A 24,625-nucleotide genomic window follows, 5' to 3' on the forward strand; every position below is an offset into this window, starting at 1 on the left:
ATACGAAAGCGGCGGGCCGCGCCCGCCGCTTAAAGCTACTTTTGGGGCGCACTCTCCGGCGGTGGCAGACCAACATACATCAGGTACATTTCCACGCCGGCTACATCCAGCCCCTGCTCCCCGTCGTCAACCACCGTCACCGGGCCTACCGGGAAACCACCGCGGTACACAGGAAGGCCGATCGTGGCGCGATCGACGTCCAGAATGTACTTACCCGGCCGCAATTCGCCAAGATAGAACGTCCCGTCGTCATACGTGATCGATTCCTGCTTGAGCGCGCCAAGCGTGTCCTTGGCGATGACGCGCACGCCGGCCACGCCGGTCATCCGCGTCGTGTCCGATGGATCCTTGCCCAGCAGCGTGCCGGAGATGGATCCCAGCTTCGTGACCGCCAGCCGTGAGGGCGAAATCGAGCCCGGTTCCACATCCACCCACTGCTGTCCGCCCGCCGCCGTGTAATCCACCGGCAACTTCTTGGGATCGAGCACCACACGGAGCTTGCGCTTGGACGACATGCCGCTGAGCAGGAACTCCCCATGCTTGCCGCTCACCGCGCGGCGACCGCCGTCCGTCACCACCTCGACACCGGGAACGCCGGGCTCGCGATGATCCCGCAGGCCATTACCGTTTTGATCCAGATAGACCCGTCCCTTGATCCCGCCGCTGGTCGGATTGAGCTTGGAATTCGGAATCAGGAACGGCGCGCCGCCGACAAAACTCAGGATCGGCTCGAACTTCAGGCCGAGCGAAAACACCCATTCGCCGGTAAGGTTTCGCGCGATCCCCGTGATGCGACTGGTACCCGTGCGATCGAAATACCATTCCGGCTGAAGCTGAGTGAACCACTCCTCACTCTGCCAGTCGTACCCAACATCGTAACGCCAGGTCAAGTGACTGGTGTCGGATGCCCGCAAGATGTGCGATAGCTGCGACCGCTCGCGAAATTCCGATTTGGTATGATTGAGCGAGATCTGACCGTTCTTCAAGAGCTTGCGCGAAGCCTGCGCATTCCAGCCGGGGCGATTGGACGATACCGAGTTCGGCAAGTTGAAGCCGCGCATCAAATCCGTCTCGTCGCGCTTCTGCAGCTCCTCACCCAGCGAGGCCGCGGCGGAAAGTTCCACAATGCGCAGCGACGTGGACATCAGATCCAGACGCGCCAGATAGCGAGGCTTGAGGTTTGTGTCCCGAACGCCCAGCCACGGCTTCAGCTCGGTTCTGGTTTCCAGACGGTCGCCGGAAAAACGGAGCGCGGTGCCGCGCACCAGCACCGGCAGCGGAAAATCAGCATGACTCCACCACTGGCGAGTTGTAGTGTCCGCCTGCTCGCCCGCATTGTCCCAGAGTTCGCCGTGGGTCAGCGTCACGCGCATGCCGCGCGAAATCTGAAAACGCGTCGTCAGCGCATAGCCGCGACGATCGGCAACGTCCGTATTCGACCCGTCAAAATACGACGAGTCGTAGTGAAAAACGAGCGGCCGAAGTTTGAGCCATTGGCCGAAGTACGCGTCGAAGCTCGCGCGCAGAGCCAACTGGCGTTCCCCCCACGGCACCGACGAGAACGGAATCCAGGGCACCACGGTCGTATCGCCCGCGCTGCGCGATTCATAGTTCGAATCGTATCGCCCGCGGGTCTGAGCCACCGACACCTGCAACAGGTCGCGCTTGAAAAAGCGGATCCGCGACTCGACGCCCTCGTGTTCGCTTTCGCGGGGCGCGAGGCCGCTGCGCGACGTCGTGGCTGCTTGGTCGAGGTCGAACAGGTAGGCATGACGGTCTTGATAGCCGCCCGTGAGGCCCAGCGTCCAGAATGGAGTAATTCCATAGAGCAATCGTCCGCCATAGACCGCGCCCTGTGTGTTCCAGAATTCCCCGGTCGTCAGGCGGCGTTGTCCGCCGACCGCGTTGATTAACGTCTGTCCACGACGCAGTAACGCTGTCGTACCGACCGCGTCGCGATAGCGCTCCTTCACCGTGCCGTCGGGTTCCGTGATGACTACGCGAAAATCCGTCTGTCGATCACGGGTGGAGCGAACATCGAGGAATTCGTACGCGCCGTAGCCGGTTCGCGCCCAACGCTGCTCGGTTGCAACCTGCTCCCCGGCGTAGCGGTCGTTCACGTAAAGTTCGACCTTGCTCCCCAGCAGCGCCTGCCCGCGAACGGTTTCGCGCGTGGGAAAGACCTCCTGCCGCCCGAAATCGCTGCGATCGTCCTGCCGCTCGCGCTCGGTAAGGCCGAGGAGTCCCGTGACGCTCACCCCCATGGCCGAGGACGCCGGATAGACGAGATCGCTCAAACCAAATTGGACGTCGCCGAGCGACGTTTCCAGGTCACCAAGCCGATGCGTCAGCGAGACGCGGTCCATGGTCAGCGCCGACGACAGCTCGTTGGCCTGTTGACGCAGCCGCGCTTCATAACGCCCCCCCGCCAGCCGGCCCCACCCGCTCAGCGTTTTCTGCAAGCGCAAATCATCGTTGTTTGACTGAGTGGCGCGAATGCCGGGCTGCAGCATGTGGAGCCGCGGGTCGCCCAGTTGGGACGGCCCACTGGGTTCCACCAGCGGCAAATCGGCTCCAATTTCCGGCAGCTTGTCGAGCGACTTCTTGTCCGCGCCGCCGCCCGAGCTCGCCAGCTTCCAGGCCGGATACACGCTCGTGCTCGAGCCCTCAAGTGCGTAATTCTCCTCGCGCCACTTGAGTTTGATGTTGAGCAGGGAGTCCACTTCGCTGATCGCCACAAACACATCGCGCTCGCCGGTCAGGTCGCTGACCCCATAGACCATCTCGAGCGGCCGTGCGGTCTGGCCCGCCTTGCTGACCGTCCGCTGCGAGATGATGATCCCGAAGTGCTCACCCTTTCCGCTCACAAACTGGAGCGTGTCCCCCGTTTCCGTCGTGGGGACGCCCAGCAAGTCGAGTAGGTGCAACAGCGGAATCAGCCGCGTCGTGTCATCCGGCTGCAACATGTCGAAATCGGTAGCGACAGTACGCTCGTAAACCTTCCCGCCCTGAATCTGCAGGCCGACAATCGTCGTCGAGACCGGCGGTTGCGCCACAGCGAGGCCTACACGAAGGAGCATGTCGCAAGCGAACACCGCAAACAACAAAACTCCCGCGGTCGGGCGGCGCCTGCTGGCGCCTGCCGCAACGACGGGAGTTGGCATCACGGGATCCGACCCTGCGCTTTCGCTACTTCGTGTGCTGCTCGGGCGGTGGAGGTGGCTCGGGTAGTGCGTCGGGAACTTCAACTTTCGCATGGCCGGTCAAGGTACTCTTTTCGTCGCGCTCCGAAGTATAGACAATCGAAAAATCGTAAGCGCCGGGTGGCACTTTCTCCGATATCTGAGTCGCGAAATAACGCTCAGAATGCGGAAAGAGCGATAACCGCGGCGTATCGCCCTCCTCCACCAGCTTGCCCGTGGCGTCTTTGACCGTGTAGTGTCCGCGCTGCGGGATGCGGCCGTTGCCGATATTGCGAAGCAACGTGCGCACGTACACCCCCTGATGCGTGATCTCCGTGCGAACCGAATCCTGAACGAGGTCCCAGCGATGTTCGGGCTTGCCCTGGTCCGCGAGAATCGGAACCAGAATCGCGGTCACCGCGTGAATCTGCGACTTGCTGGAGGTATCCGCGGCTTGAACCGGACGAAACTCGATGCCGCCCCAATAGGAACCGTCCGGTAGGTTGGGCGGCGCCACCACGGCGAACCGAATCTGACGATCCTGTTTCGACCCGACGGTAAATTCCTGCGGGTTGATCTTTAACCAGCGGCCGAGCGAGGTTGAATCCAACTTCGCCGGAGCCAACTTGCCGGTCGAGTCCACCCGAAAATGCACGGGCGTAGCGCGGACGCGAATCGTCTCGTCCGCGGAATTGTTCAGCGTGAAGGCACCCGAAGCACGACCATCCGCGATCGTCAGTTCAACGACCGCCGGAGTCACGCGCATCGCCGCGAACAGCGCCTGACCGCAGCAGAACGCCGCGACAAGGCTCAGTAACGCCACAGAAGTTCGAGACCGCATTAGAGTAGCTCCCGCTTAGAGACGATGCAGCCGGGCTCGCTTTTACAGGTACCCGGCTGCGGAAGACACAACCGAAATCGTTTGGCTTGTTCGCAGCGCTTTACGGTCGGCACGGAGGAACCCGCGTTACAAACAGTCCAGTCAGGCCTGGCTGCCCTCGCAAGAGGGCAACCAGGCTGCGTAAGAATTACAGGTCGCCGATGTAAGCCCAGAAGGCCACAAAGCCCGAGTATTCGCCTTGCGGCTTCTCGGGGTCCGCCTGGAACCAGCACGGATTCACATAGACATCCTGGCTGAAGTAGCCCGGCTGGCTGGATTCGAACACGATGTACTCGGTCATCCAACCCAGGAAACCCCAAACTTCGAAGGGCTCCGTGTAGTCGGCGATAGCGTCGCCACCCTGCAGCGGGTTGGCATCGGTCGGCTGAATCCAGACACCCCACTCCCGGTCCACAGGGATCGGCAGAACCATGGGGTCCGTCGGATCATCACCCTTATAAAGATGGGTGACGCCAACGCAGAAGGCAGCCTGCTCAACGTTCGCATCGCAGCGGAACGTCAAGTAGCCGTTGATCTGGCCAGTCTGAATCGTGGACAGGTCAACATTCGGGGTCAGAACATCAACGGAGATGTTCGGATTCACGGTCACATACACATGCGCAATCGCATGGCCCTGCGTGTCGGCCATCGCCATACCGGCGAAAGCGAACAGGGCAACAGCAACGAGAGTAATGAAGCGAGCCAGCATTTTCTCAATCCTCCTCAAGTTAGCGTCGTTTAACGCACAATCGGTTTTCGATCGGATTTTCCGTGCCGACCGTAAAGCGTACGTTAACCTTCCAATTCGGTTATCTCAAACGTGTCAAAATCAAATTCGTCCTCGGAAATCGAGCCGGCCTACTGCCGTACACCCAACTCCACACTCACATCCACCGCCACCTGCGCGCCAAAATTCCCCATGCTGCGCATGCCCAACTCCGCGCACTGAAACAGCACCGGAACATCGACTTCCACCAGCCCGAACGGCTCGGGACCCTCACCTCGCGCAAGCACGGTGGGTTCCAGGCAGACCTCCGCCAACACCGGACACAAACTTTCCCAATCCGCCCCGGTCTCGACAACCCAGGACATCACGCTGTGGCTCAGCTGGTCACCGGATTCGTCGTCGATCAACTCCCCGACCCACGTCAGACTCATCGACCACGGTGCATTGCTGCGCACGTGGACGGGAAACAACTCGCTGTAAACGTCGGAATGGGGATCAGAAACTTCCAGAAAGATCCACGCGAACGGCAACGTGAGTTCAACCCACGGCAGGACCTCAAATTCAAAGAGCACGGCCACCGGATCTGATACCAGCTGCCCCGTCTCGCGATTCTCCAGTGCAAAGTCAAGGAACGCCCGATAGACTCCGGGCGGATCGGCAGGATCAAGATAGTCCACAAGCCGCTGCTGCAAAACGTCCCACCCGAACGTCCACGTCTGCTCTTCAGCGCTGCCCGGCCCATACTCTACCTGAAACCACTGGAAACCGACAAACTCGTCGCTGACATCCGGGAACAGCGACCGCGCCCGATCCATCGGCAATTCCAACCCATCGTCAATCCGCCGCACCGGCTCATTCAGCCGCCCCACCAGACGCCATTGCTGATCGAGCGTGAACCGAAAATCCGTGGACCCAAGCGTGATCAAATCCTGGGTATGATCCTCGGCACAGAATGAGCCGAGCACTACCTGAGCATCACTCACATCCAGTCTGACCTGCGCGCTACCCACCCCAGCCACGATGAAAATCAGCGCGACCAGCCACCGCCATTGACCTGTTTTTCGGCGATTGGGCATCTCTGTTTGACAGGATTATCCAAGGATCAGACGAACACTGTCAGCCTTACCATGACTCACTTCTGCCGATATCAATATGATCAACTTAGATCAACTTTCACCCGGCAAAACTCCCCAATTATCCGGCGATACTGCACTTAGGGTCAGTAAAATTAAGGCCATAGTGCTCGTCTATATCATGGGGCCATGATGCTTGACAGGTACCAATATACCCTTATCGCATGTAATTGTCAACGGTTCGCACTACCCAAATCCCCCGGTGCAAATTCCTCCACATTACTCCAAACTCGCGCTATCCTTGAACTTCCATACGGACTGCTATAAACAGGAGAGGCACCTCCTAAGTTTCGCAATATTAAGACCCCACCCGTCCAAATATGACGCAGCCCGCCACGGCAAGCCTTCTCTGCGCTTGCTCCGCTCGAATCCACTTCACGAGCGCAAATCGAACCGGGAATTCCATGTTCTATACATCGCTATATGCACACACCGCACAAACAGATGTCCCATCGAAGCTTGTACGGTTCCCCTGCCTTTCAACTTGTTGAGCATCCGGTCGCTGGTGATCGGCTCCGCACTTCTACATCACTTCGTCAACCGCAACTCCGGGCAAGTTGTCGCGACCGCCGACGCAACCGAAATACAAGAGGCACCGGAGCTGCCCCCGGATCGGACTCGCAAATCCTCCTGCCCGTTACTCGGCCAAATGGTCCGCGATCTCCATGAATAGTGATCCACATTGCCTATTGCGAAGTGTTGTAGTCGGAGCGTATATTGAGGCGTATGATGTACCGTTGCACGAAGCTGATTTACTGACCCAGATGAATCCGAGACCCAGAAACCCATGGTTTTGCGTGCTGATCTCCACGGCCGTGCTCGTCGCCACGATGCGGTGGGTCCAGGCTCAGCCGGGACCGCTGCAAAACTACGACTTCACGATCGCCGCGGGAACGACCGGCGCACCGACTTACACCCCCTTCGCGGTAAGCTATCATCCCTACCAGAACGGGTCGCCGACCGATAGCGTCAAACATATCCTGACCACCCAGCTTGTCGAAGGCACCAGTGCCACGGCGGACCGCGTCATTGATGTCACGGCCGGCGGTTATGCCTACCGCAGCGGCGGGGTGTGGAACGGGACCCTGAATCTCCTGCGCAACAAGCGCGCGTTCATGATCCTGAATCGGCATGAGCAACGCGAGATTGTCCTCACCGGGTACCCGGTGGACAGCGTAACCTACATTTCACCGATGCCCGAAGGAGAGTGGCGAGCGATCGGTCCGCGCATGGCCGGAAATAAACCGGTCGAGGCGGTCGGCTTGATTACCTACGGTTTCCACAAAACTCAGAACATGCGCGCCGGCGGAGACCTTATTATCGACATGGTGACACGGAAAATCGCGCGCTGCGATTCGACGGATGGCTGGATCGGGCCGCTCGACTCGCTCTATGTGGGCCATCCGCTCATCATTCAAACGGTGTTCCCCGCGACGTTTGACTGGACTTATGCGCCGGGGCAGCCATGACGCCGAAATACCAAAATCCAAAATCCAAAATCGAACGTCCGGCGATTCGATGGATCGCGCTGGTGGTGATCGGACTCGCGTTCGCAGCAAAGGCGGGTGCGGCAACCTACTGCTATGTCACCCTGCACAATCTGGGCTGCCTGCAATCCAATCAAACCTATACCGGCTTTATCTATCCCCATCCCGATCTGGGCGAAGGTGACTTGGTTCAAGTGATTCTGGCCGGGGCAAATCGCGTCATCGATCTACCCAACGCGGATGGCTCTCCCGGCGGTGATGACCAAGCCGCGATGAACCCCGGCGCAGAGTTCGCCATGAACCCGGAGTCGTTCACGCACTATCCGGGAACATTTTACTCACCGGAAGCCATGCTCGTGCAGAGCGACAATCACGGCCCCCAGCCCGCCGTGCAACCGGGCAGCAAGTTCTACCTGCGGGTCTGGAACGGGGCAACTCCCGCCCAGTCCACCGCCTACTATAACTCCCGAAAGCTCACGCTGGATTACCCGGCCACGCGTGAAGGTTGTCCGATCGACAGCGCCGTCCGGACGTTCCCCAATGAGATCCAAATTCCGATGTTGTTCACCTACGCTGTGGTGCTGGATGATCTGGGTCATCCGTATAGTCCATTAAACACCGTGATGGTCAGTGCGCCCAACGGCGGCGAAGCCTATGCGATCGGGGAGCTCATGGAGGTGCAGTGGTTTGCGACCGCGACCTACTCGCGTGTCGATGTCCTCTTGCAACGCGGCGCGGGTCCCTGGGTGACCATTCTCGACAGTGTCGTGAACGATGGGAGCGAGGCCTGGGCAGTGACGGGACCCGATAACGCCATCTGCAGAATTCGCGTGCAGGCCGCCGTGGATACCATCGTGTTCGATACCAGTGACTCGGCATTCGCGATCAATCCCGCGCCGACACTCATGCTTCACGAGCCGGACCCGGACGACATTCTGACAACCGGCGAACTCGTCACGATCGGTTGGACGAGCACCGGCACAATTCCAGCCGTGCGAATTCTGCTGAGCCGCGATGCGGCGCCCGCGGAGACCCTGTTCGCGGCCGCCGCGAACGATGGCGGGGAGGATTGGGTCGTCAGTGGACCCGAGGCGGCAAACTGCCGATTCAGGATCGAATCCACGGCCAATCCCACCGTGTACGACGATGTCACACCCGTTACGATTGTTGAGCCGCTCTCGATCTTACTGCATGCTCCGGTCGCCGGAGATTCGTTTGCCTTGGGTGACACGATGACTTACTCGTGGTCCACGACCGGATCTGTAGGACCCCTGAGGCTGATTCTGACTCGCGATGCGGCTCCGGCGGAAACGCTGTTCGCACTCCTGAACGATGACGGCGGCGAGTCCTGGCTGGTGACCACGCCGGCCACCGATTCCGCGACGATCCGGCTCGAATCATCCGCGTTTCCCGCTGTGCATTCCATGGTTTACCCGGTCGTGCTGACTGACTCCACCTATTCCGGTCCGCCGATCAGTCCGGAAGTCGTGGCGTCGTCCGCCACGGATACTCTGAGGGTGCTCTGGCACCCGGTGCCTTACGCCACCGCGTATCGGGTGGAAACCAGCACCAATCTGGTCGATTGGGACTCCGTCACGACGCAGGCGGACACCACGTTTGCCTTCCCGACCCCGGAACTCATGCCTCCCGCGAGGTATTATCGCGTCATCGGAATTCGCTAATCCAGACTATCGTATCATGAGTGTACAGCCGGACCCACGTCCGGCTGTTTATTTTAAGGCCTCGCAAGATCGTGAATTAGTCTGCCATGTGGCGGAACGTCGCAACTTTACACGTGCAGTCCCGGACCGGGTCAGTAGTCGTCCCGCCTTTATCTTGAATTTCATCATTCCCCTTGACAATCATCGCCCCAGCGCTTAACTTTATACGAACTGTCATAGCATCGCTGCGGCGGCCCTGCTCCGCCGTGGCATTGCGCGGGTGATTAGGAATCGCAAGATTTTGTCATGAAAGGGAGGCCAGACATGATTGGTTGTCCAAGGGTATGTACGGCGGCAATTGTTCGCCGGTCGGTGTTGCTCGTGTTTCTGCTCGCGGTGTCCGTCGTGATGGCGACACCGGTCGAGCAAGGTTCGGTCCGAAATCCGAACCAGATCGTCCAGAAAACCGTGATCGCCCCCGATGGCGCACGGTATTTTTGTGAGCCGATGAGTTCCACCATCGAACTCCTCGATCAGAACTTCCGGACGGTGTCGCGGCTGAACGCGGTCAACGATCTCGGTGAATCACTCAGAATCATTGAGCTGCGATTCGATGCCACGCTGAATCAGCTCGTGGCGGTCACGCGTACGGACCTGTTCGTCATCAACACGGCGACGGGTCAGGCCACGGCCGTGGCGACGCCGACCAATCTGGATCGGCCGCGCGTGTATGAGAAGATCGAGCGGCATCAGGCGCGTTACGGCACCTTCGCCGACCGCGCCGAGTTCTCGCAGGTGGCCCCGCTGCAGAAGCGGCTCGATCAGGGCGAGTTCCTCACCCCCGCGGAACTTGAAGCGATCCGGATCTACAATGAACATCAGGCCGCCCGACATTCCGGCGATCGCGAAGGACTTGATGCCGACGGGTGTGACTGTGTCGGCGATTCCTATGCTTCCGGCGATGTGAATCTGGCAATCACCGATAACACGGGAGACGGTAGTTGCGACGCCAGCGACGGCATCAGCAGTACGATCACGGTTCCCGACGTCCCCTTTGCCTTTGTCCTCGACGCGAATATCACCATTAATCTCAATCACACATTCGTGTCCGATCTTGTGATCGAGATCATCCACGATGGCGTGACGGTCGGCCTGTGGCAGCGCGGCGGGAACAGCTGCGACAACTTGGTCGGGACCACGTTTGACGACGAGGGCGGGCCGCTGCCGGCTCCGGGAAGCCCCGACTGCGGATTCACCGGATGCTTCTTTCCTCAGGATCCTTCCGCGTGCGGCAATTCCGCGCTTTCTGCGTTTGACGGGCAGGCCCCCGGTGGTGACTGGACGCTGCGGGTCGCGGATCATGTCGGCATCGACGTCGGCACGCTGCTCAACTGGTCGGTCTGTTTGAATCTCGCCCTCCTGCCGCCGCCGCTGCTCTGCGACTGCCCGGTTCTGGGAGACAATCTCTTCAACTCCGGCGATATCAACCTGCCGATCGACGATAATCTTGGACCGGATTTCTGCGTAGCGGTGGGGCAGATCTCGCATACCATCAGTGTCCCGCCGGGCGCCGGCAATGTCGTGGATGTCAATGTGATCGTCAACCTGACGCACACGTTCTATCCCGACCTCGTGATGGACATCACGCATAACGGCGTGACCGTGCTGTTGACGTCGCAAGGCGCCGGCGGTGTCGATTGCGGCCCGCAGACATGGATCTTTGACGACAGCGGCATTCCGTGGGTATCCGGCTCGTGCGACTTTAACGGCTGCGTGCAGCCGGGGTCCCTTGCCGGGCATGCCTGTGCGGCCACGAGCGATCTGAATGCATTCAACGGCATGAACGCGTCCGGTGACTGGACGTTCCGGTTGGCCGATGCCGTCGGAGTTGACGTCGGTACGCTCTTCAATTGGGGTCTGTGCCTGACGACGACTCCCCCGGGACACGTGAGTGTCGATTTCGCATTTCCGGATTTCCATTGTGTTGACGGCGCGTTGTCGCCGAATCCGGCGGTGTTTACGATGCACGTGACCAACCCGGGACCCGGAGACTGCAACGGAGTGCAGATTGACCTCAGCGCGGGCGGAGGAACGGGCGGCTCAGCGACCGTGACCGGCAGCCCGGCAGTGATCGGCGACCTGCCCGCGGGTGCCGCGGTGGATGTCGTCTTTACGCTTGACATCACGCCCTCCGGCTCCAGCGGTACGATTCCGCTGAGCGCGTTCGTGCAGTCGAGCAATTGCGGATCCTTCTTTATCGATTTCATCCAGATGGACGTTCCGGCCTGCCTGCCCCTGCCGGGTGACTGCAACTGTATGGACGTGGCCCTCGTCGTTGACGTCACCGGCTCGATGTTCGGCGCGATTGCCAACGTGGTGGCGGAACTGCCCAACGTGCTGGCCACGGCCAACACGGCCAGCGGCGGCGACGTCAAGTTCGCGGTGCTCTCGTTCCGCGACAATGTCATCACCAATCTGGATTTCACCTTCGATCAGGCGGCTGCGCAAGCCGCGATCGGAGCGCTGATCGCCATCGGCGGCGCGGGAGAACCCGAAGCTTCCGATGAAGCCTTACGCGAGACGATCACGCACGACGGTCAGTGCATGGTCAACGACCTGAACGGCTCGTTCCGCGCGGGATGCACGAAAATCTCTGTACTGATCACGGACGCGCGGCCGGGCGGATGTGACGACACTCACGACCTCACGGATGTGGCCAATGCGCATCAGCGAGCCGTGGACGCCGATGCGGCGGGAATTCACATCGCCGCCGTCTATGTCCCGACGTTCCCCGGCTATTCTCCGGAAATCGTGCCCATCATGCTGGACTATGCCAACACGTCCCACGGCAGCTACGTCGAAGTGCAGTGGGATGGACAGGGCACCGGCAACGCCATCTCCACGATCATCGAGAACTGCGGCGGCTTCTTCCCCGACGATTGCTTGCCCGATGGCGCGGATTGCAACGGCGGGCAGCCTGAAGTGTACACCACCGTGTCCGGCGCGATCAATAACGCCGTGCTGAACCTGACCGAAACCGGCGAAATGGAACTCGTGTGGGAGCCGGTTGACGGCGCGGAATTCTACCAAATCTACACCTCGACGGCCATGGATCAGGAAGAGAACTGGGCGCCGATCGCCTTCTCGCTTACGACCTCGGTCCTGCTGCCGGCGCTGCCAAGTACGGATGAACCACGGTTGTTCCATGTCAAGGCCAAGGCCGCCAGCGTGGACCTGATCGCCAGCGATATCGCCTGCTGGCCGATCGAGGAAGGTGTGGGCGACCTCGTCGAAGACTTCGCGCAGGACAACGATGGAACGAATCACGGCGCCGATTGGATCATCGGACCGTCCGGACACCGCTGCCTGCACTTCGAGTATGGTGACTATGTCTCCGTGGAAAACAGCACCGAGTTTTACGGCCAGCCGCTGCAGCTCGACGCCTGTGTCTCGATTGACCACGTGCCGACGATTCAGACCGGCTCATACTACATCTTCTCCTGCCATCGATACGCTCAGTGGTTTGAGGGCTTCGGCGTGCGCATCGATGTCTTCGGGCGCCTGATGTGCCAGGTCTGGAACACCAACACGAATAGCTGGCAGACGTTGATGGCTCCGATGAACCGGCCCGTTCCGGTTGGAGTACCGTTCCTGGTCACCGCCGTCATCAACGGAAACAACTCGTTGCTGCTCTTGAACGGCGAAGTGGTCGCCGCGGGTGTGCAGAACTACCAAAGCATCACCAACGGCTACGCCATGACCATCGGCGCGCATCACTACAACGACAACTATGCCGGCCCCCGTCATCAGTACCACATGCGCGGTGACATTCACTGGCTGAAAATCGGACAGTTTAACGTGAACTGAGTTCGGAGCTTTCCCCTTCGACTCGTGCGAACGGGCAGCCCTTGCGGGTTGCCCGTTTCCGTCTCGCCCCGTCAATTTCCAAACGCCGCCAACAAGAACGGGGCGACTCCTTCGAGCCGCCCCGCGTCATGACTGTTCGCGGCATGCACCGCGCCCACGCGATGCTACCGGATGGTTCCGCCCGCCGGAAGACTCGGACGGGAAGAAGCGCCCGCACCATCGGTCGCCACCACCACGTAGAACAATCGCTGAGTTCCCGCAAAGGGAACGTCCAACTGAGTTCCGGTCGTCGTTCCGATGACGGTGTCAAAGGGCCCGTCCGGCGAAGTCGATGACAGCACCTTGTACTGCGGCGCGCCGCTGCCAACCCAGTTGAAGCGGAGCTGATTCGCTCCGGGCAGATAGAACAAGGTCAGCTGCTGCGGCGGATCAAGTTGACCGACCGTGAACTGAACCGGGATCACCGTCGGATTCTCGTCAGCGTCGTTGTTGCCAACGGTCAGCGTGCCCTGGTACACTCCGGTCGGCAGGCAGATCGCCGAAAAATGCAGCTCCACGGTCTGACAGGCGGACGGCGATACCGTTCCGGAGGCCGGACTGATGCTTGCCAGCCACGGCGTATCCGGATACGTGAACTTGATCGCGTTGTTGTTCGTAATGTACGTGCCGTTGTACACGACGAGCGATCCCACCGTGCCGGTCTGATTCTCGATGCCGACCGTGGCCGAGTTGAGCAGTCCGTTCATGCGCTCGTGCATGATCGTGATATCCCCGCACGGCTCGACAATCACCTGGAACCAGAACGGGCCGGTCCCGCTCCACTTATACACCGAGTCCCACTGCACGATGAACCGGCCGTTCGCCGCATCATCATAGTAGTAGATGGCGCCGCGCGTTTCGAGGTCCATGTCATCCCAGAACGGCGCAATGAAGGAATTCGGAGTCGCCGCCGTCGGAATCGTCCGATTGCCGTAAGCCGTATCCGGTCCGGTGAACTGCAGGTTGCCGTTCGAGCAGATGTACACCGAATCGTAACTCGCACCGTAGAACAGGAAGTTGAAGGGCAGGGCAAACCGGACACAGCGGTCGTCGTAGGCCATGTTCGCGTTCGTGCCGACGCCGGAAATGTTGAACCAATTGAACGCCGGACCACCCGGTTCCGCCGTGTCCAGCCAAACGTAGCCGAACGCGTCGCTGCCCGTGTTGTCCAACTGATCGCGACCGCGCGGTTCCGGATCGGTCTTACTGAGCGGTTCCAGCTCTGCCGGTGCCGGAGCACTCAGCGTCGGAAGGTAACCATATCCCGGAATCGAAAGCGGAGTTGTCTGCGTAAACGATAGCGAGTAGCTGAGGGGACACGTGCCCAGATTGCAGACCTGTACGGTCACCGTGTCTCCGCCGCCCAGCGGCGCCAGCGCACTCACACTCAGCGGCAAGCCGTCGATCTCCGCCGCTCCGGCGCACGACTGCCCGTACGCAATCGACCAGTTGTTCGCCAGGCCCTGTGAACTCGCGTCGAGTGTCGCATCAAACTGATACTGCGTTCCGACTGAGAGTCCGGCCTGACCGACTGTGGCACTCGCACTATTGCCCACGGCACTGTACTGCATCAGGACCCGGCTGTTGCCGCCGGGTCCGCCGCCCAGCCCAACGTCAAAGAGCCAGATTTGGAAAGTCTCGACTCCGCCGCCGCTGTAATGGCCGATGTTGTACCACTCAATAATGAACGCACTCTCCCCGGCATGATAGTAGGTCGCGATCTGCGTGCTGCCGCTGGGGAGTAGATCATCCCAGAGCGGGCAGAGGGCCGCGCCGATACTCGCCGACGGGAGACCCTCGTTGATGTACGCCGTCGCCGTCGAAGTGAAGGACGCGAACCCGTTCGTGCAGATGTTCACACTCGAGTAGTTCGTCCCGTGAAAACGGAACGTGATCGGCAACGCGAAATTCGCCGACTGATCGTCCGTCGTCAGACTGGAGGCCGTGCCCGGCCCGCCTGCCAGCGGCGCGATCTCATACCACGTGTAAACCGGACCGCCGCCATCGCCAACCTCGCAGGCCGAATATTGGTCGGCATCGAGCTCACTGCAACTGTAGCGGGGATCGGTCGGCAACGTGAAGTCCTGATTCGCGCTCGCTCCTACGACCACTCCGGTCACCGTGACCTGCCCGCAGCCGCCACCGGAAGCGCGCATATCGTACGTGCCCTGCGGCAGCGTGATCGAGTAGAAGCCGGAACCGTTAGTTGTCGCGGGCGTGACCGGCGTGCCCAGCACTTCGACCGTTGCGCCGATCGCCGGTCCGCCGAAACACGACGTTACCGTGCCCGACACGTTCCCGGAAGGTGCGGTCAACAAAGTGATATTCTGGATCGTCGTGTCACCCGTGACCACCGTGAGACCCGGAATCGTCTGCGCGAGGTAGCCGAACTTCGAGTATTCGATCGCATAGGTTCCGGCCTGAAGCGGCAGATAATATTGCCCGCTCGCATCCGTCGTGGCCTCCTGCGTGCCCGCCGCATTCTTGACCTTCACGCCCGAAAGCGGAGCACTCGAACCGTCCACGACGACTCCGGCGATGCGGCCAAGATTGGAGACCGACAGCACGGCCAAATAGCCGTCGATGAAACCGTAGCCGTACTGATTGTCCTGGCCCACCGCGCCCTGATCGAGCGCGGTGCTCATGATGGCCTGCTTGATCGTCTGGTGATCGCAATCCGGACAGGCCTCGCGCATCAGCGCAACGACGCCCGCAACATGCGGACCGGCCATCGACGTGCCGCTGTACGTGCCGTCATAACCGCCGCCCGGCACCGACGAATAGACGTTAACGCCCGGAGCCGCAATTTCCGGCTTGATATTATCTGGCACCGCGGGTGTGCACGGCGTCGGACCCTGGCTGGAAAAGCTCGCGAGCGGATACGGCGGAGTCGCATCTCCCGCATCCACCGCGGCCACCGAGAATATCTGATAGTCATTGATGGAATAGATCGCCGGGCTGCGCAGGCCGCTCGTGCTCTCGTTACCCGCGCTCCACGTCACCACCGGACCCGCCGCCTCGCAGTTCAAGATCACGGTATTCCAGTAATCAAAGCACTGCACATATCCGAGACCGGTGTTCACACCCCAGGAATTCTGAATCACATCCGGCACGTCGTCAACGGTGTTGATATTGCCGTCCGGATTCGCGAACCACTGAAACGCATCGATGATGTCGTTGTCAAAACCGCCGCCCACGCCTTGATTGATCGCGTTGTCCGCGATCCAGCGCGCCGCCGGAGCACAACCGACCCATTGCGTGTCGCTGCCGACAATTGCCCGCCCCGCCATGGTGCCCATCACGTGCGTGCCGTGGCCGTAGCCATCCGATGGAAAACTCGTGCCGCCGCCCAGCGCATCGCGCCAACATTCCGCCGCCGGAGCGAATAAGCCACGCCAGCGCGAGGCCAATGCCGCGTGGTTGCCATCCACTCCCGTATCGAGATTGGCGACCAGCACGCCGTTGCCCGTGATGCCCAGTTCCGTATTCACGCGGTAGGCGCCGACGGCGATAATGCCCGGAGGCAGCGTCATGGTGTCAAGCGGGTTGCGCGGCGGCCGGACCGACTCGCCGGGCTTCAGCGGTGTCCGAATCGGCTCGATCAATTCGGGCCGGAAATTCTCACAAACGTAACGAATATCACCGCGCGACCGCAGAGACTCGATGTAAGCGGCCGTGCCCTCGATGACCAGCAAGTTCTCAATCCAGTACGACGTGTACCCGACCACCAAGCCGTTGCCCTTCGCCTCGTCAAGTTCGGCTTGGAACGGCGGCTGAGTCAATTCCGCGTTATACTTCAGCGCGGCGAGGACCTCCCGGTTACGTTGCGCCAGTGGGGCGCGCTGATCATGCAGCCGGCTGTCGAGCGTCCGAATGTCGATCGGGCTTTCCAGAATGACCACTGCGCTCACCCAGTCATTCTTACCCGCGGTCTTGAGTTCTTTGTCAAGCGTCGGCGAGAACTCGGCGGCCAATCCCACCGTGTAGAGCACTCCGAGGCCCAACCAAACCCACAAAAACTCCCGATGCGAAAACTTCATTTACTTATCCTTCCCGTGGTTCGGTGCGTTGTCGCCACAGCCGCTTGCAGGCGGTCGTGAACAGCCGCATTATTGCGTAAACATGAATTTAGCACTCAAGAGGCGCGCTTGCAACGCGGACGCCGGATTCGCCAGAAACTCTCTCCGCCTCGCATACCCATGTTTACCGTTTACTTAGACGGCATGCGTGGGTCAGGATTGTCGCGGAGAGGCGTGGCGGACCATCAACAGGCACTTACGTCGTGCGCCGCACTACGGCGTCCAGCGATACAGTAGCCTACGTTGTGCGGCAACGAAACGATAGACGCGATCTGCAATTCTCGCGGCAATCCGGTAGCGGCGATACACCCGAATCCAATGAACGTGAACCCCCCCGCGACAGGCGACCATGCCGAGCACCGCTTCAGCGCCGCCCAATAGCTCACCGGTCGGCAACCGGAGCTTCGCTTCGCGCGCGCACTCTGCCGCTTCGACCCCAAGCGCAAGGACATCGGCGGTCTGGTAAGGCACGAAGTCCACTCGGCCTCGCGTCCAGCGCTGCCAACGTATCGCCCAGCGAATGCAGAAGGCGCACGCCCCGTCATAAACGAATATCGCTCGGTTCATGGCTGAATCTAACTGACACACGGCAGGAATGCAAGCGACCTGCACTTCGATTGCATTTCGCTTGCAGAGTCGGTAAATTGTGAACGGTGGGTTGACTACGCCCGCTCACTACGGACAGCTCGGGTCTGCATGATTACGTTGACTAATTCCAGGAGTATATGATGAGCCGAATCCAGCATTCTGTCCTGCTCTTGCTCGCGATCGCGTCGCTGTCGGCGTACGGTGCTGTGCCCGCCCTGCTGAACTACCAAGGGTCCGTCACAGACACTGCGGGTTCCGTACTGGACACCACCGTGTCCATGACCTTTGCGCTATACGACAGTGCGGTCGGTGGCGCCGCGCTTTGGAGTGAGACCCAGCCGGCGGTAGCAGTGACCTCCGGACTGTTTCACACGCTGTTGGGATCCGGCAATCCGCTGCCGGACTCGGCATTCGCTTCACCGGACCTGTATCTCGGCGTCCAACTCGGCGCGAATCTCGAAGCGACTCCCCGCCAACGAATCGTCAGCAATGGGTATGCGTTTCGCGTGAATAGCGTGAACGGCGCGCTGGGCGGAGCCATTACGGGCAATCTCGTGATCAACGGCTCGACCACGGCCAATGATCGACTGACCGTGTCGCCCGGCGATAACGACACGACTTTCATCTACTCCAATGCCGCGCTTACCGAAGGAGTCTTCCTCCCGGCAGGACAGAGCTGCTGGCAGTCCGTTGACGTCGCTGAAAACTGTGGCGGCGGTGCGCCGATCACGTCGGTTGACGGCCTAACCGGGGGCACCATCACCAGTGATCTCTCCGTATCCGGCCGCTTCAACTCCGGCGCCGCGAGCAATTTGAATCCGGGCACGCTTGCCATGGTCATGGGGGCCAACAATCGAGCGCGCGGACTGTATTCCACGGTCGGCGGCGGCGGCGGCGCATCCGCGGCGGACTCGAATGCCGCCAACGGCAACTACTCCGTTGTCAACGGTGGGATCAGAAATTCCGCGACCGGAATTGAATCCATCGTCGGCGGAGGACGCGGAAACAGCGCGCGCGGAACAAACTCCACGATTGCCGGCGGATTCTACAATCAGGCCAGCGGAGTGAGCGCCACCGTCGGTGGTGGCGGCGGCGCCGCCGCGGTGGATTCCAATCATGCGTCCGGCGGCTATAGCGTAGTCAGCGGTGGTCGCCGCAATGGCGCCTCGTCGCTCTATACCGGCGTACACGGCGGTTACACCAATCTGGCCCAGGACACCCTGGCAACCATCTGCGGGGGGTCCGACAACTCGGCCACGGGAGATACGTCGTTTGTCGGCGGTGGATATTCCAATCTGAATGCGGGTGACTGCGGCGTGATTACGGGCGGATATGACAACGGCATCAGCTCCGCGGGCGAATTCGCCACGGTCGGCGGCGGCATTTCGAACAACGCAAACGGGCTGTCTTCCGCCGTGGGCGGCGGCAGCGGAAACTCCGCGTCAGGTCGGGGCGCGACTATCAGCGGCGGATACTCGAATGTCGCCAACGACAACTACGCGACGGTGCCCGGCGGATTCGGCAACACGGCGAGCGGCAGATACTCGCTGGCGGCGGGGAAGCTCGCGATTGCCGACGATGACGGGGCCTTCGTCTGGTGCGATACCACCGAGACGCTGAACTCCAACGGCGCAAATACATTCACCGTCCGTGCCACCAGCGGCTTTCGCTTTCATACCGGTCCCGGCACGACCAACGGACTGCAGGTGGCCGCCGGCGGAAGTACCTGGAGTTCGCTTTCCGATTCGACCAAGAAGCGGAACATCCGGCTGGTGGACTCGCGTGACATGTTGGAGCGCGTGAAAGAGCTGCCCATCAAACGCTGGAGCTACAAGACACAAGATCCGTCCATCGAGCACATCGGACCGATGGCGCAGGATTTCTGGCGGCTCTTCCAGGTCGGTGATGATTCGCTGGGAATCTCCACGCATGATCCCGCCGGCATCGCGTTGGCCGCGATTCAAGAACTGATCAAACAAAACGAAGAGCTGCGAACGCAAGTCAAATTACTTGCGGATGACGTCCGCGAGCTGAAAGCCGCCCGCGACCGTGAGCAAACCATGAAGCTGAGCTCGAACGTCCGATAGGCCAGAATCGCAAATTCACGATATGCAACGGGGCAGGTCACATCGACCTGCCCCTTGCAGTTCCGGCAACCGGCCGCTGCCGTCAACGCAACTACCGCGACAAATTCTCCGGATTCATGCCCAGAAACGCCTCGTGGACGAAGCGCCCGTCCTTGCGGATCAGCACGTCGTCGAAGTAGATTTCGCCGCCGCCGTAATCGGGTCGCTGTATCATCACCAAATCCCAATGGATCGCCGAACGATTGCCGTTATCCGCCTCCGCCTCGTAGGCCTTGCCCGGCGTGAAATGCATCGATCCGTTGATCTTTTCGTCAAACAGAATGTCATCCATCGGATCCATGATGTGCGGATGAAAGCCCAGCGAAAACTCGCCGACATACCGCGCGCCCTCGTCGGTGTTGAAGACCTCGTTGATGCGCTTCGTATCGTTGGCGGTGGCCTCGACGATCTTACCCCGCTCGAACCGCAGGCGGATGTTCTCAAACGTGAAGCCGCGATAGGTGGACGGACAATTATAATGAATAACCCCCTCAACCGAATCGCGCACGGGAGCCGTGAACAGCTCAAGATCGGGAATGTTCATGACTCCGCAGCACGGAGTCACTCCGATATTCTTGATCGAAAACTTCAGATCGGTGTCCGCCGGGCCCTTAATGTGCACGCGATCCGTCTTCCGCATGAACGCCGCCGCCGGCTGTACCGCGCGATCCGCCTGCGCCCAATCCACGCCGACGCAAACCCGGTAGTAGAAATCCTCAAACGCTGCGGTGGACATGCGGGCGAGTTGCGCCAATGGACCCGACGGGAAGCGCAGCACCACCCAGCGCTTCTTCATGCGCTCCAGCATGTGAACCGGATACATCCAGTGCGTTTCATAGAGCGACATCTGCTCGCCGGGAACATCCGTCATTTCCTTGGCGTTCGTGACGCCGCGCACCGCAATGTAAGCATCCACGCGTTTCATCCGGTCGAGTTCGCAGTCGCCGATGAACTTCATGCGAGCTTCGGTCGCGTTCAGATACAACGCGCGCTGAGTCGCCGCCATCTTCTGCTCCAGGACCGGAAAACCGCCCGCCGCGCATATCGTGTCGATCAGCGTGCCGATGAATTCCGGACCCACGTCCGTCGTCTCGACGAGGACCTTTTGGCCGGGCTTCAGTTTGAGGGAATGATGAACCAGTACTTTCGCCAAATCAACATGACGCGGGTCTTTCATGACAGGGACCTTTCCAATCCGTTAGGAATCCGTTTCCAAAATATACTGATTTTGTCAGCGTGACTCAAGCCCACGGCGCCGGGTTGGCCGGCCGATGAAAACTACCTTACCGAATGTTATACTGAGCTTTGTGCGATCAAGCGCCTCGCCGTCCAGAAATCCCGGAGGCGAACCCCGTCTTTCCCTGTCGATCTATATCAAACCCATCCGAGCTACCGGCGGTGATCGAAAGGCATGAACTCAACCGGCACTGGTGGAACGACCTGACTCCCGCCCACGTGAGCAGCAAATTCTACGATGTGCCGCGATTTCTCGCCGGGGACACGAGCCTTGATGAAATTGAACTCGCAGCCTTCGACACTGTCCGCAACCCGGGCGTCAGGCGTGAATCGCGCGATTCCCGGTTGCTGCAAGGCACGCTTCCCGAATTGCCTCGGTGAATGTGGGGTGAGCATGGGATGTCCGCGCAATGTCCTCCGCGCTGGCACGAAACTCAAGCGCCACGACGGCCTCGGCGATCATGTCGGCCGCGCGCGCGCCGAACATGTGAACACCGAGCAGTTCGTCCGTGCGGTTGTCCGCCAGCACCTTGATCAAGCCGTCGCTTTCATTGGCAGCCCGGGCGCGGCCCAGCGCCTTGAAGGAGAAGCTGCCGCTCTTGTAGTCGCGACCGGCCGTCCGCAACTCCTCCTCGGTCGCGCCCACACTCGCCACTTCGGGCCAGGTGTAAACCACGTCGGGAATCGTCGAATAGTTGAGGTGCGGCTTCTGACCGTCCGCCTGTTCCGCAACGAAGATGCCTTCTTCTTCGGCCTTATGCGCAAGCATCTTGCCGCCGATCACGTCACCGATCGCGAACACGCCCGGGACATTCGTTTCGAGACGCTCATTGACCCTGACAAATCCGCGCTCCATCACAACGCCAATCGCGGCCAGACCCAAATTGTCCGTGTACGGACGTCGGCCCACGGCCACCAGACCGTAGTCAGCTTTCAATTGCAGCGCCTGGCCGTCGGGATCGGTGACATCGACCCGGACTCCCTTCTTCTCCGCCGACGCCTTGACCACTTTGTGACCCAGATAGAACTTGACGCCCAGTTTGGTCAGCGAGCGCTGCAGCTCTTTGCCCATCGTGCGGTCCATGTTCGGGATGACTGCGTCGAGCAGCTCGACAATGTGGACCTTCGTCCCGACCCGCGCAAATACGGAACCCAGTTCGACACCGATCACGCCGGCACCGATAATGACCAATTCGCCCGGAATCTCCGAAAGCGACAGCGCCTCCGTGGAGCTGATCAGGCGCTTCTTGTCCAGCGGCGCGAACGGCAGGCTGACTGGCTTCGAGCCCGTCGCAATAATGGTCTTGGACGTCGCCAATACGTGTGCCGAACCATCGCGCTTCGCCACGGAGATCGACGTCGGCGTCAGGAACGTGCCATGCCCCTCATACACGTCGATCTTGTGCTTCTTCATCAGATAGGCGATGCCCGCGACAGAGTCCTTCAGGACCTTCTCCTTGCGCGCGAGCAGTTGCGGCCAGTTGAGCTTGAGGCCGGTCGCCTCGATGCCGTGCGTCTTGAAATGCTCGACCGCATTGTGGTAGAGCTCCGTCGAGTCCAAGAGTGCTTTGGACGGGATGCAACCCACGTTCAAGCAGGTGCCGCCGAGTGCCGCGTAACGTTCGACGATCGCCGTCTTCATACCCAATTGCGCGCAACGGATCGCGGCCACGTATCCGCCGGGGCCTGATCCGATTACCGTCATGTCATAAGTCATGTGCCGAAAGCGGGGTCGGTTCGATTATTTTTTTGACCAAACGAAATGGACCTAAACATTGAATATGTAAAGAATAAGCCCAAAGGAATGAGTGCGAAAAAGTGGCTCAAAAGTGCGGAAGCGGGATCGGCTTGGGTACATCAGGCGCGGGGATCCGAGAATCAGTGGTCAAGTTGCATAATATACGGAATCGCAGCGCCGTTGTCAAGAGAAAATTTTATTATATTGTACGTTTTTATTGAACATAGGAACTTAGGAGAGGCTTTGGGCCGGAGAGAGCCTGCGATTCGGTCTGAGCTCCTGAAGGGGCACTTGAAGACAAGTGCCGCCGCGAAAAGGACTCCGATGGGGCACTTGGAGACAAGGGCCGCCAAGATGTGGGCCGCCGGGACGCTTTCGGCCCGATGGGGCGCTTGGAGACAAGTGCCGCCAAGATGCTGGGCTGCCGCGATGCTTTCGGCCCGATGGGGCACTTGGAGACAAGTGCCGCCGCGAAAAGAACTCCGATGGGGCACTTGGAGACAAGCGCCGCCGCGATGCTGAACCGCCGGGATGCTGGGGCGCCGGGAATACTGGCTTCGCAGCGATCATTGGACTGGCCCACCAAGGTGGGCGCTACCGGCTATATATTCAGCAGAAGCCGAATCGGATCTTCAATCAACTCTTTGATCCGCTTGAGAAACCCGACGGACTCGCGACCGTCGATCACCCGATGATCATAGGACAACGCCACGTACATCATCGGCCGGATGACGACTTCGCCGTTCAAAGCGATGGGGCGATCAACGATATTGTGCATGCCGAGGATGCCGCTCTGCGGGGGATTCAGGATCGGCGTGGACATCAGGTTGCCGAACACACCGCCGTTGGAAATCGTAAATGTGCCGCCGGTCATTTCGTCAACCGTCAACTGGTTCGTCCGCGCGCGGGCGGCCAGCCGGTCAATCTCGCGCTCGATGTCCTCGAAACTCAGAGTCTCGGCGTTACGCACGACCGGGACGACTAAGCCCTTCGGCGCCTGTACCGCGATGCCCAGATCAATGTAGTCGTGAAAGACAAACTCGTCACCGTCGATGAAGGCGTTCACGGCAGGATACTGCTGGAGCGCCGCAATCGCCGCGCGCGAGAAGAACGACATGAAGCCGAGGCCGATCCCGTACTGCTCCTTGAACCTGTCTTTGTATTCCTTACGCACGGCCAGGCACCTGCTCATGTCGATCTCGTTGAAGGTCGTGAGCATCGCCGTCGTGTTCTTCGCCGCCACGAGCCGCGCAGAGACCGTCTGCCGCAACTTGCTCATCGGTTGGCGACGTTCGCCGCGCTCACCCGCGCGGGTCTGTGCCCGCGGGACCGGGGGCGTTGCCGCCGCGACCAACGGGGCCGCGGTGAGAGGTTTAGACGGAGCATCCAGCGCGTCGGCCTTCGTGACCCGGCCGCCGCGCCCCGAACCGTTCACATCGGCGGGAGACAGGCCGCGCTCTTCGAGAATCTTCCTCGCCGCCGGCGACGGGACACCCTCCGCGTACGACTCCGCTGTGACGGATGGTTTGGTTGCCGGTGGCACGGGTGGCGCGGCGATCAGCGGGGCCGGCGCCGGCGGCGCGGTCCCCGTCGAATCGGGAACCACCGAGGTGTCCAGCTGCGCGGCGACCGCACCGACTCGCACGGTCTGTCCCTGCGGAATGACGATGCGGAGCTTGCCGTCCGCTTCGGCCGAGACCCCAAGCGTGGCCTTGTCGGACTCGATTTCGAACAGCTCCTCGTTCCGGCGAACGAAGTCCCCGTCGCGCTTCAGCCAGGCCGAAATAGTCACTTCGGTCACGGACTCGCCGGGGCTGGGGATCGTGATATCCAAGGGCATCAGTGTTCTGTTTCGGTTACTCAGGTGCGCGAATACGCCACA

13 protein-coding genes are annotated in these 24,625 nt (G+C 60.5%); 4 read left to right on the forward strand and 9 right to left on the reverse strand.

Annotation, left to right across the window (positions count from 1 at the left end; translation table 11 throughout):
- Positions 1-35 precede the first annotated feature (35 nt).
- The 4 genes from HZB60_12700 to HZB60_12715 all read right to left on the reverse strand — a co-directional run bounded on the left by HZB60_12700 (position 36) and on the right by HZB60_12715 (position 5,865).
- A complete protein-coding gene (locus HZB60_12700) occupies positions 36-3,164 on the reverse strand; it encodes a hypothetical protein (GenBank protein ID MBI5060625.1) in 3,129 nt (1,042 codons plus the stop codon).
- A gap of 25 nt (positions 3,165-3,189) precedes the next feature.
- The gene (locus HZB60_12705; protein ID MBI5060626.1) at positions 3,190-4,023 is read right to left on the reverse strand and encodes a hypothetical protein; all 834 of its coding nucleotides are present in this window, start codon (positions 4,021-4,023) and stop codon (positions 3,190-3,192) included.
- Between the two features lie 187 nt (positions 4,024-4,210).
- On the reverse strand, positions 4,211-4,771 hold the full coding sequence (locus HZB60_12710; protein MBI5060627.1) for a hypothetical protein: 561 nt from the start codon (positions 4,769-4,771) through the stop codon (positions 4,211-4,213).
- A gap of 149 nt (positions 4,772-4,920) precedes the next feature.
- Entirely contained in the window at positions 4,921-5,865 is a 945-nt protein-coding gene (locus HZB60_12715) for a hypothetical protein (GenBank protein MBI5060628.1), read from the reverse strand.
- An 821-nt stretch (positions 5,866-6,686) separates the two neighbouring features.
- On the opposite strand from HZB60_12715, the gene HZB60_12720 reads away from it, so the two are divergent.
- From HZB60_12720 to HZB60_12730, 3 genes are all read left to right on the forward strand, one after another.
- Positions 6,687-7,391 carry a hypothetical protein gene (locus tag HZB60_12720; GenBank protein ID MBI5060629.1) on the forward strand — a complete coding sequence of 235 codons (705 nt, stop codon included), beginning with the start codon at positions 6,687-6,689 and terminating at the stop codon, positions 7,389-7,391.
- Complete coding sequence (locus tag HZB60_12725; GenBank protein ID MBI5060630.1) at positions 7,388-9,091, forward strand: hypothetical protein; 1,704 nt, start codon at positions 7,388-7,390, stop codon at positions 9,089-9,091. Before HZB60_12720 ends, HZB60_12725 begins: the two co-directional genes overlap by 4 nt.
- A 303-nt stretch (positions 9,092-9,394) precedes the next feature.
- A complete protein-coding gene (locus HZB60_12730; protein ID MBI5060631.1) occupies positions 9,395-12,937 on the forward strand; it encodes a proprotein convertase P-domain-containing protein in 3,543 nt (1,180 codons plus the stop codon).
- 164 nt (positions 12,938-13,101) lie between these two features.
- On the opposite strand, the gene HZB60_12735 is transcribed toward HZB60_12730, so the two are convergent.
- Together HZB60_12735 and HZB60_12740 are read right to left on the reverse strand one after the other, a co-directional pair.
- Positions 13,102-17,016 (reverse strand): S8 family serine peptidase, encoded by a 3,915-nt coding sequence (locus HZB60_12735; GenBank protein ID MBI5060632.1) that lies wholly within the window; start codon positions 17,014-17,016, stop codon positions 13,102-13,104.
- Positions 17,017-17,268: 252 nt separating this feature from the next.
- Positions 17,269-17,622, reverse strand: coding sequence for a DUF393 domain-containing protein (locus HZB60_12740; protein MBI5060633.1), 354 nt, complete (start codon positions 17,620-17,622; stop codon positions 17,269-17,271).
- A 161-nt stretch (positions 17,623-17,783) separates the two neighbouring features.
- Between HZB60_12740 and HZB60_12745 the strand changes: the two genes are divergently transcribed.
- Entirely contained in the window at positions 17,784-19,730 is a 1,947-nt protein-coding gene (locus HZB60_12745; protein MBI5060634.1) for a tail fiber domain-containing protein, read from the forward strand.
- Between the two features lie 91 nt (positions 19,731-19,821).
- Here HZB60_12745 and HZB60_12750 read toward each other — a convergent pair whose 3' ends face one another.
- The 3 genes from HZB60_12750 to odhB form a co-directional block, all read right to left on the reverse strand.
- Complete coding sequence (locus HZB60_12750) at positions 19,822-20,946, reverse strand: aminopeptidase (protein ID MBI5060635.1); 1,125 nt, start codon at positions 20,944-20,946, stop codon at positions 19,822-19,824.
- A gap of 378 nt (positions 20,947-21,324) precedes the next feature.
- On the reverse strand, positions 21,325-22,722 hold the full coding sequence (gene lpdA / locus HZB60_12755) for a dihydrolipoyl dehydrogenase (protein MBI5060636.1): 1,398 nt from the start codon (positions 22,720-22,722) through the stop codon (positions 21,325-21,327).
- A gap of 622 nt (positions 22,723-23,344) precedes the next feature.
- Positions 23,345-24,583 (reverse strand): 2-oxoglutarate dehydrogenase complex dihydrolipoyllysine-residue succinyltransferase, encoded by a 1,239-nt coding sequence (gene odhB, locus HZB60_12760; protein ID MBI5060637.1) that lies wholly within the window; start codon positions 24,581-24,583, stop codon positions 23,345-23,347.
- Positions 24,584-24,625: the final 42 nt, after the last annotated feature.

The organism is candidate division KSB1 bacterium (assembly GCA_016214895.1).
In the GTDB taxonomy this organism is placed as follows: Bacteria; Electryoneota; RPQS01; order RPQS01; family RPQS01; genus JACRMR01.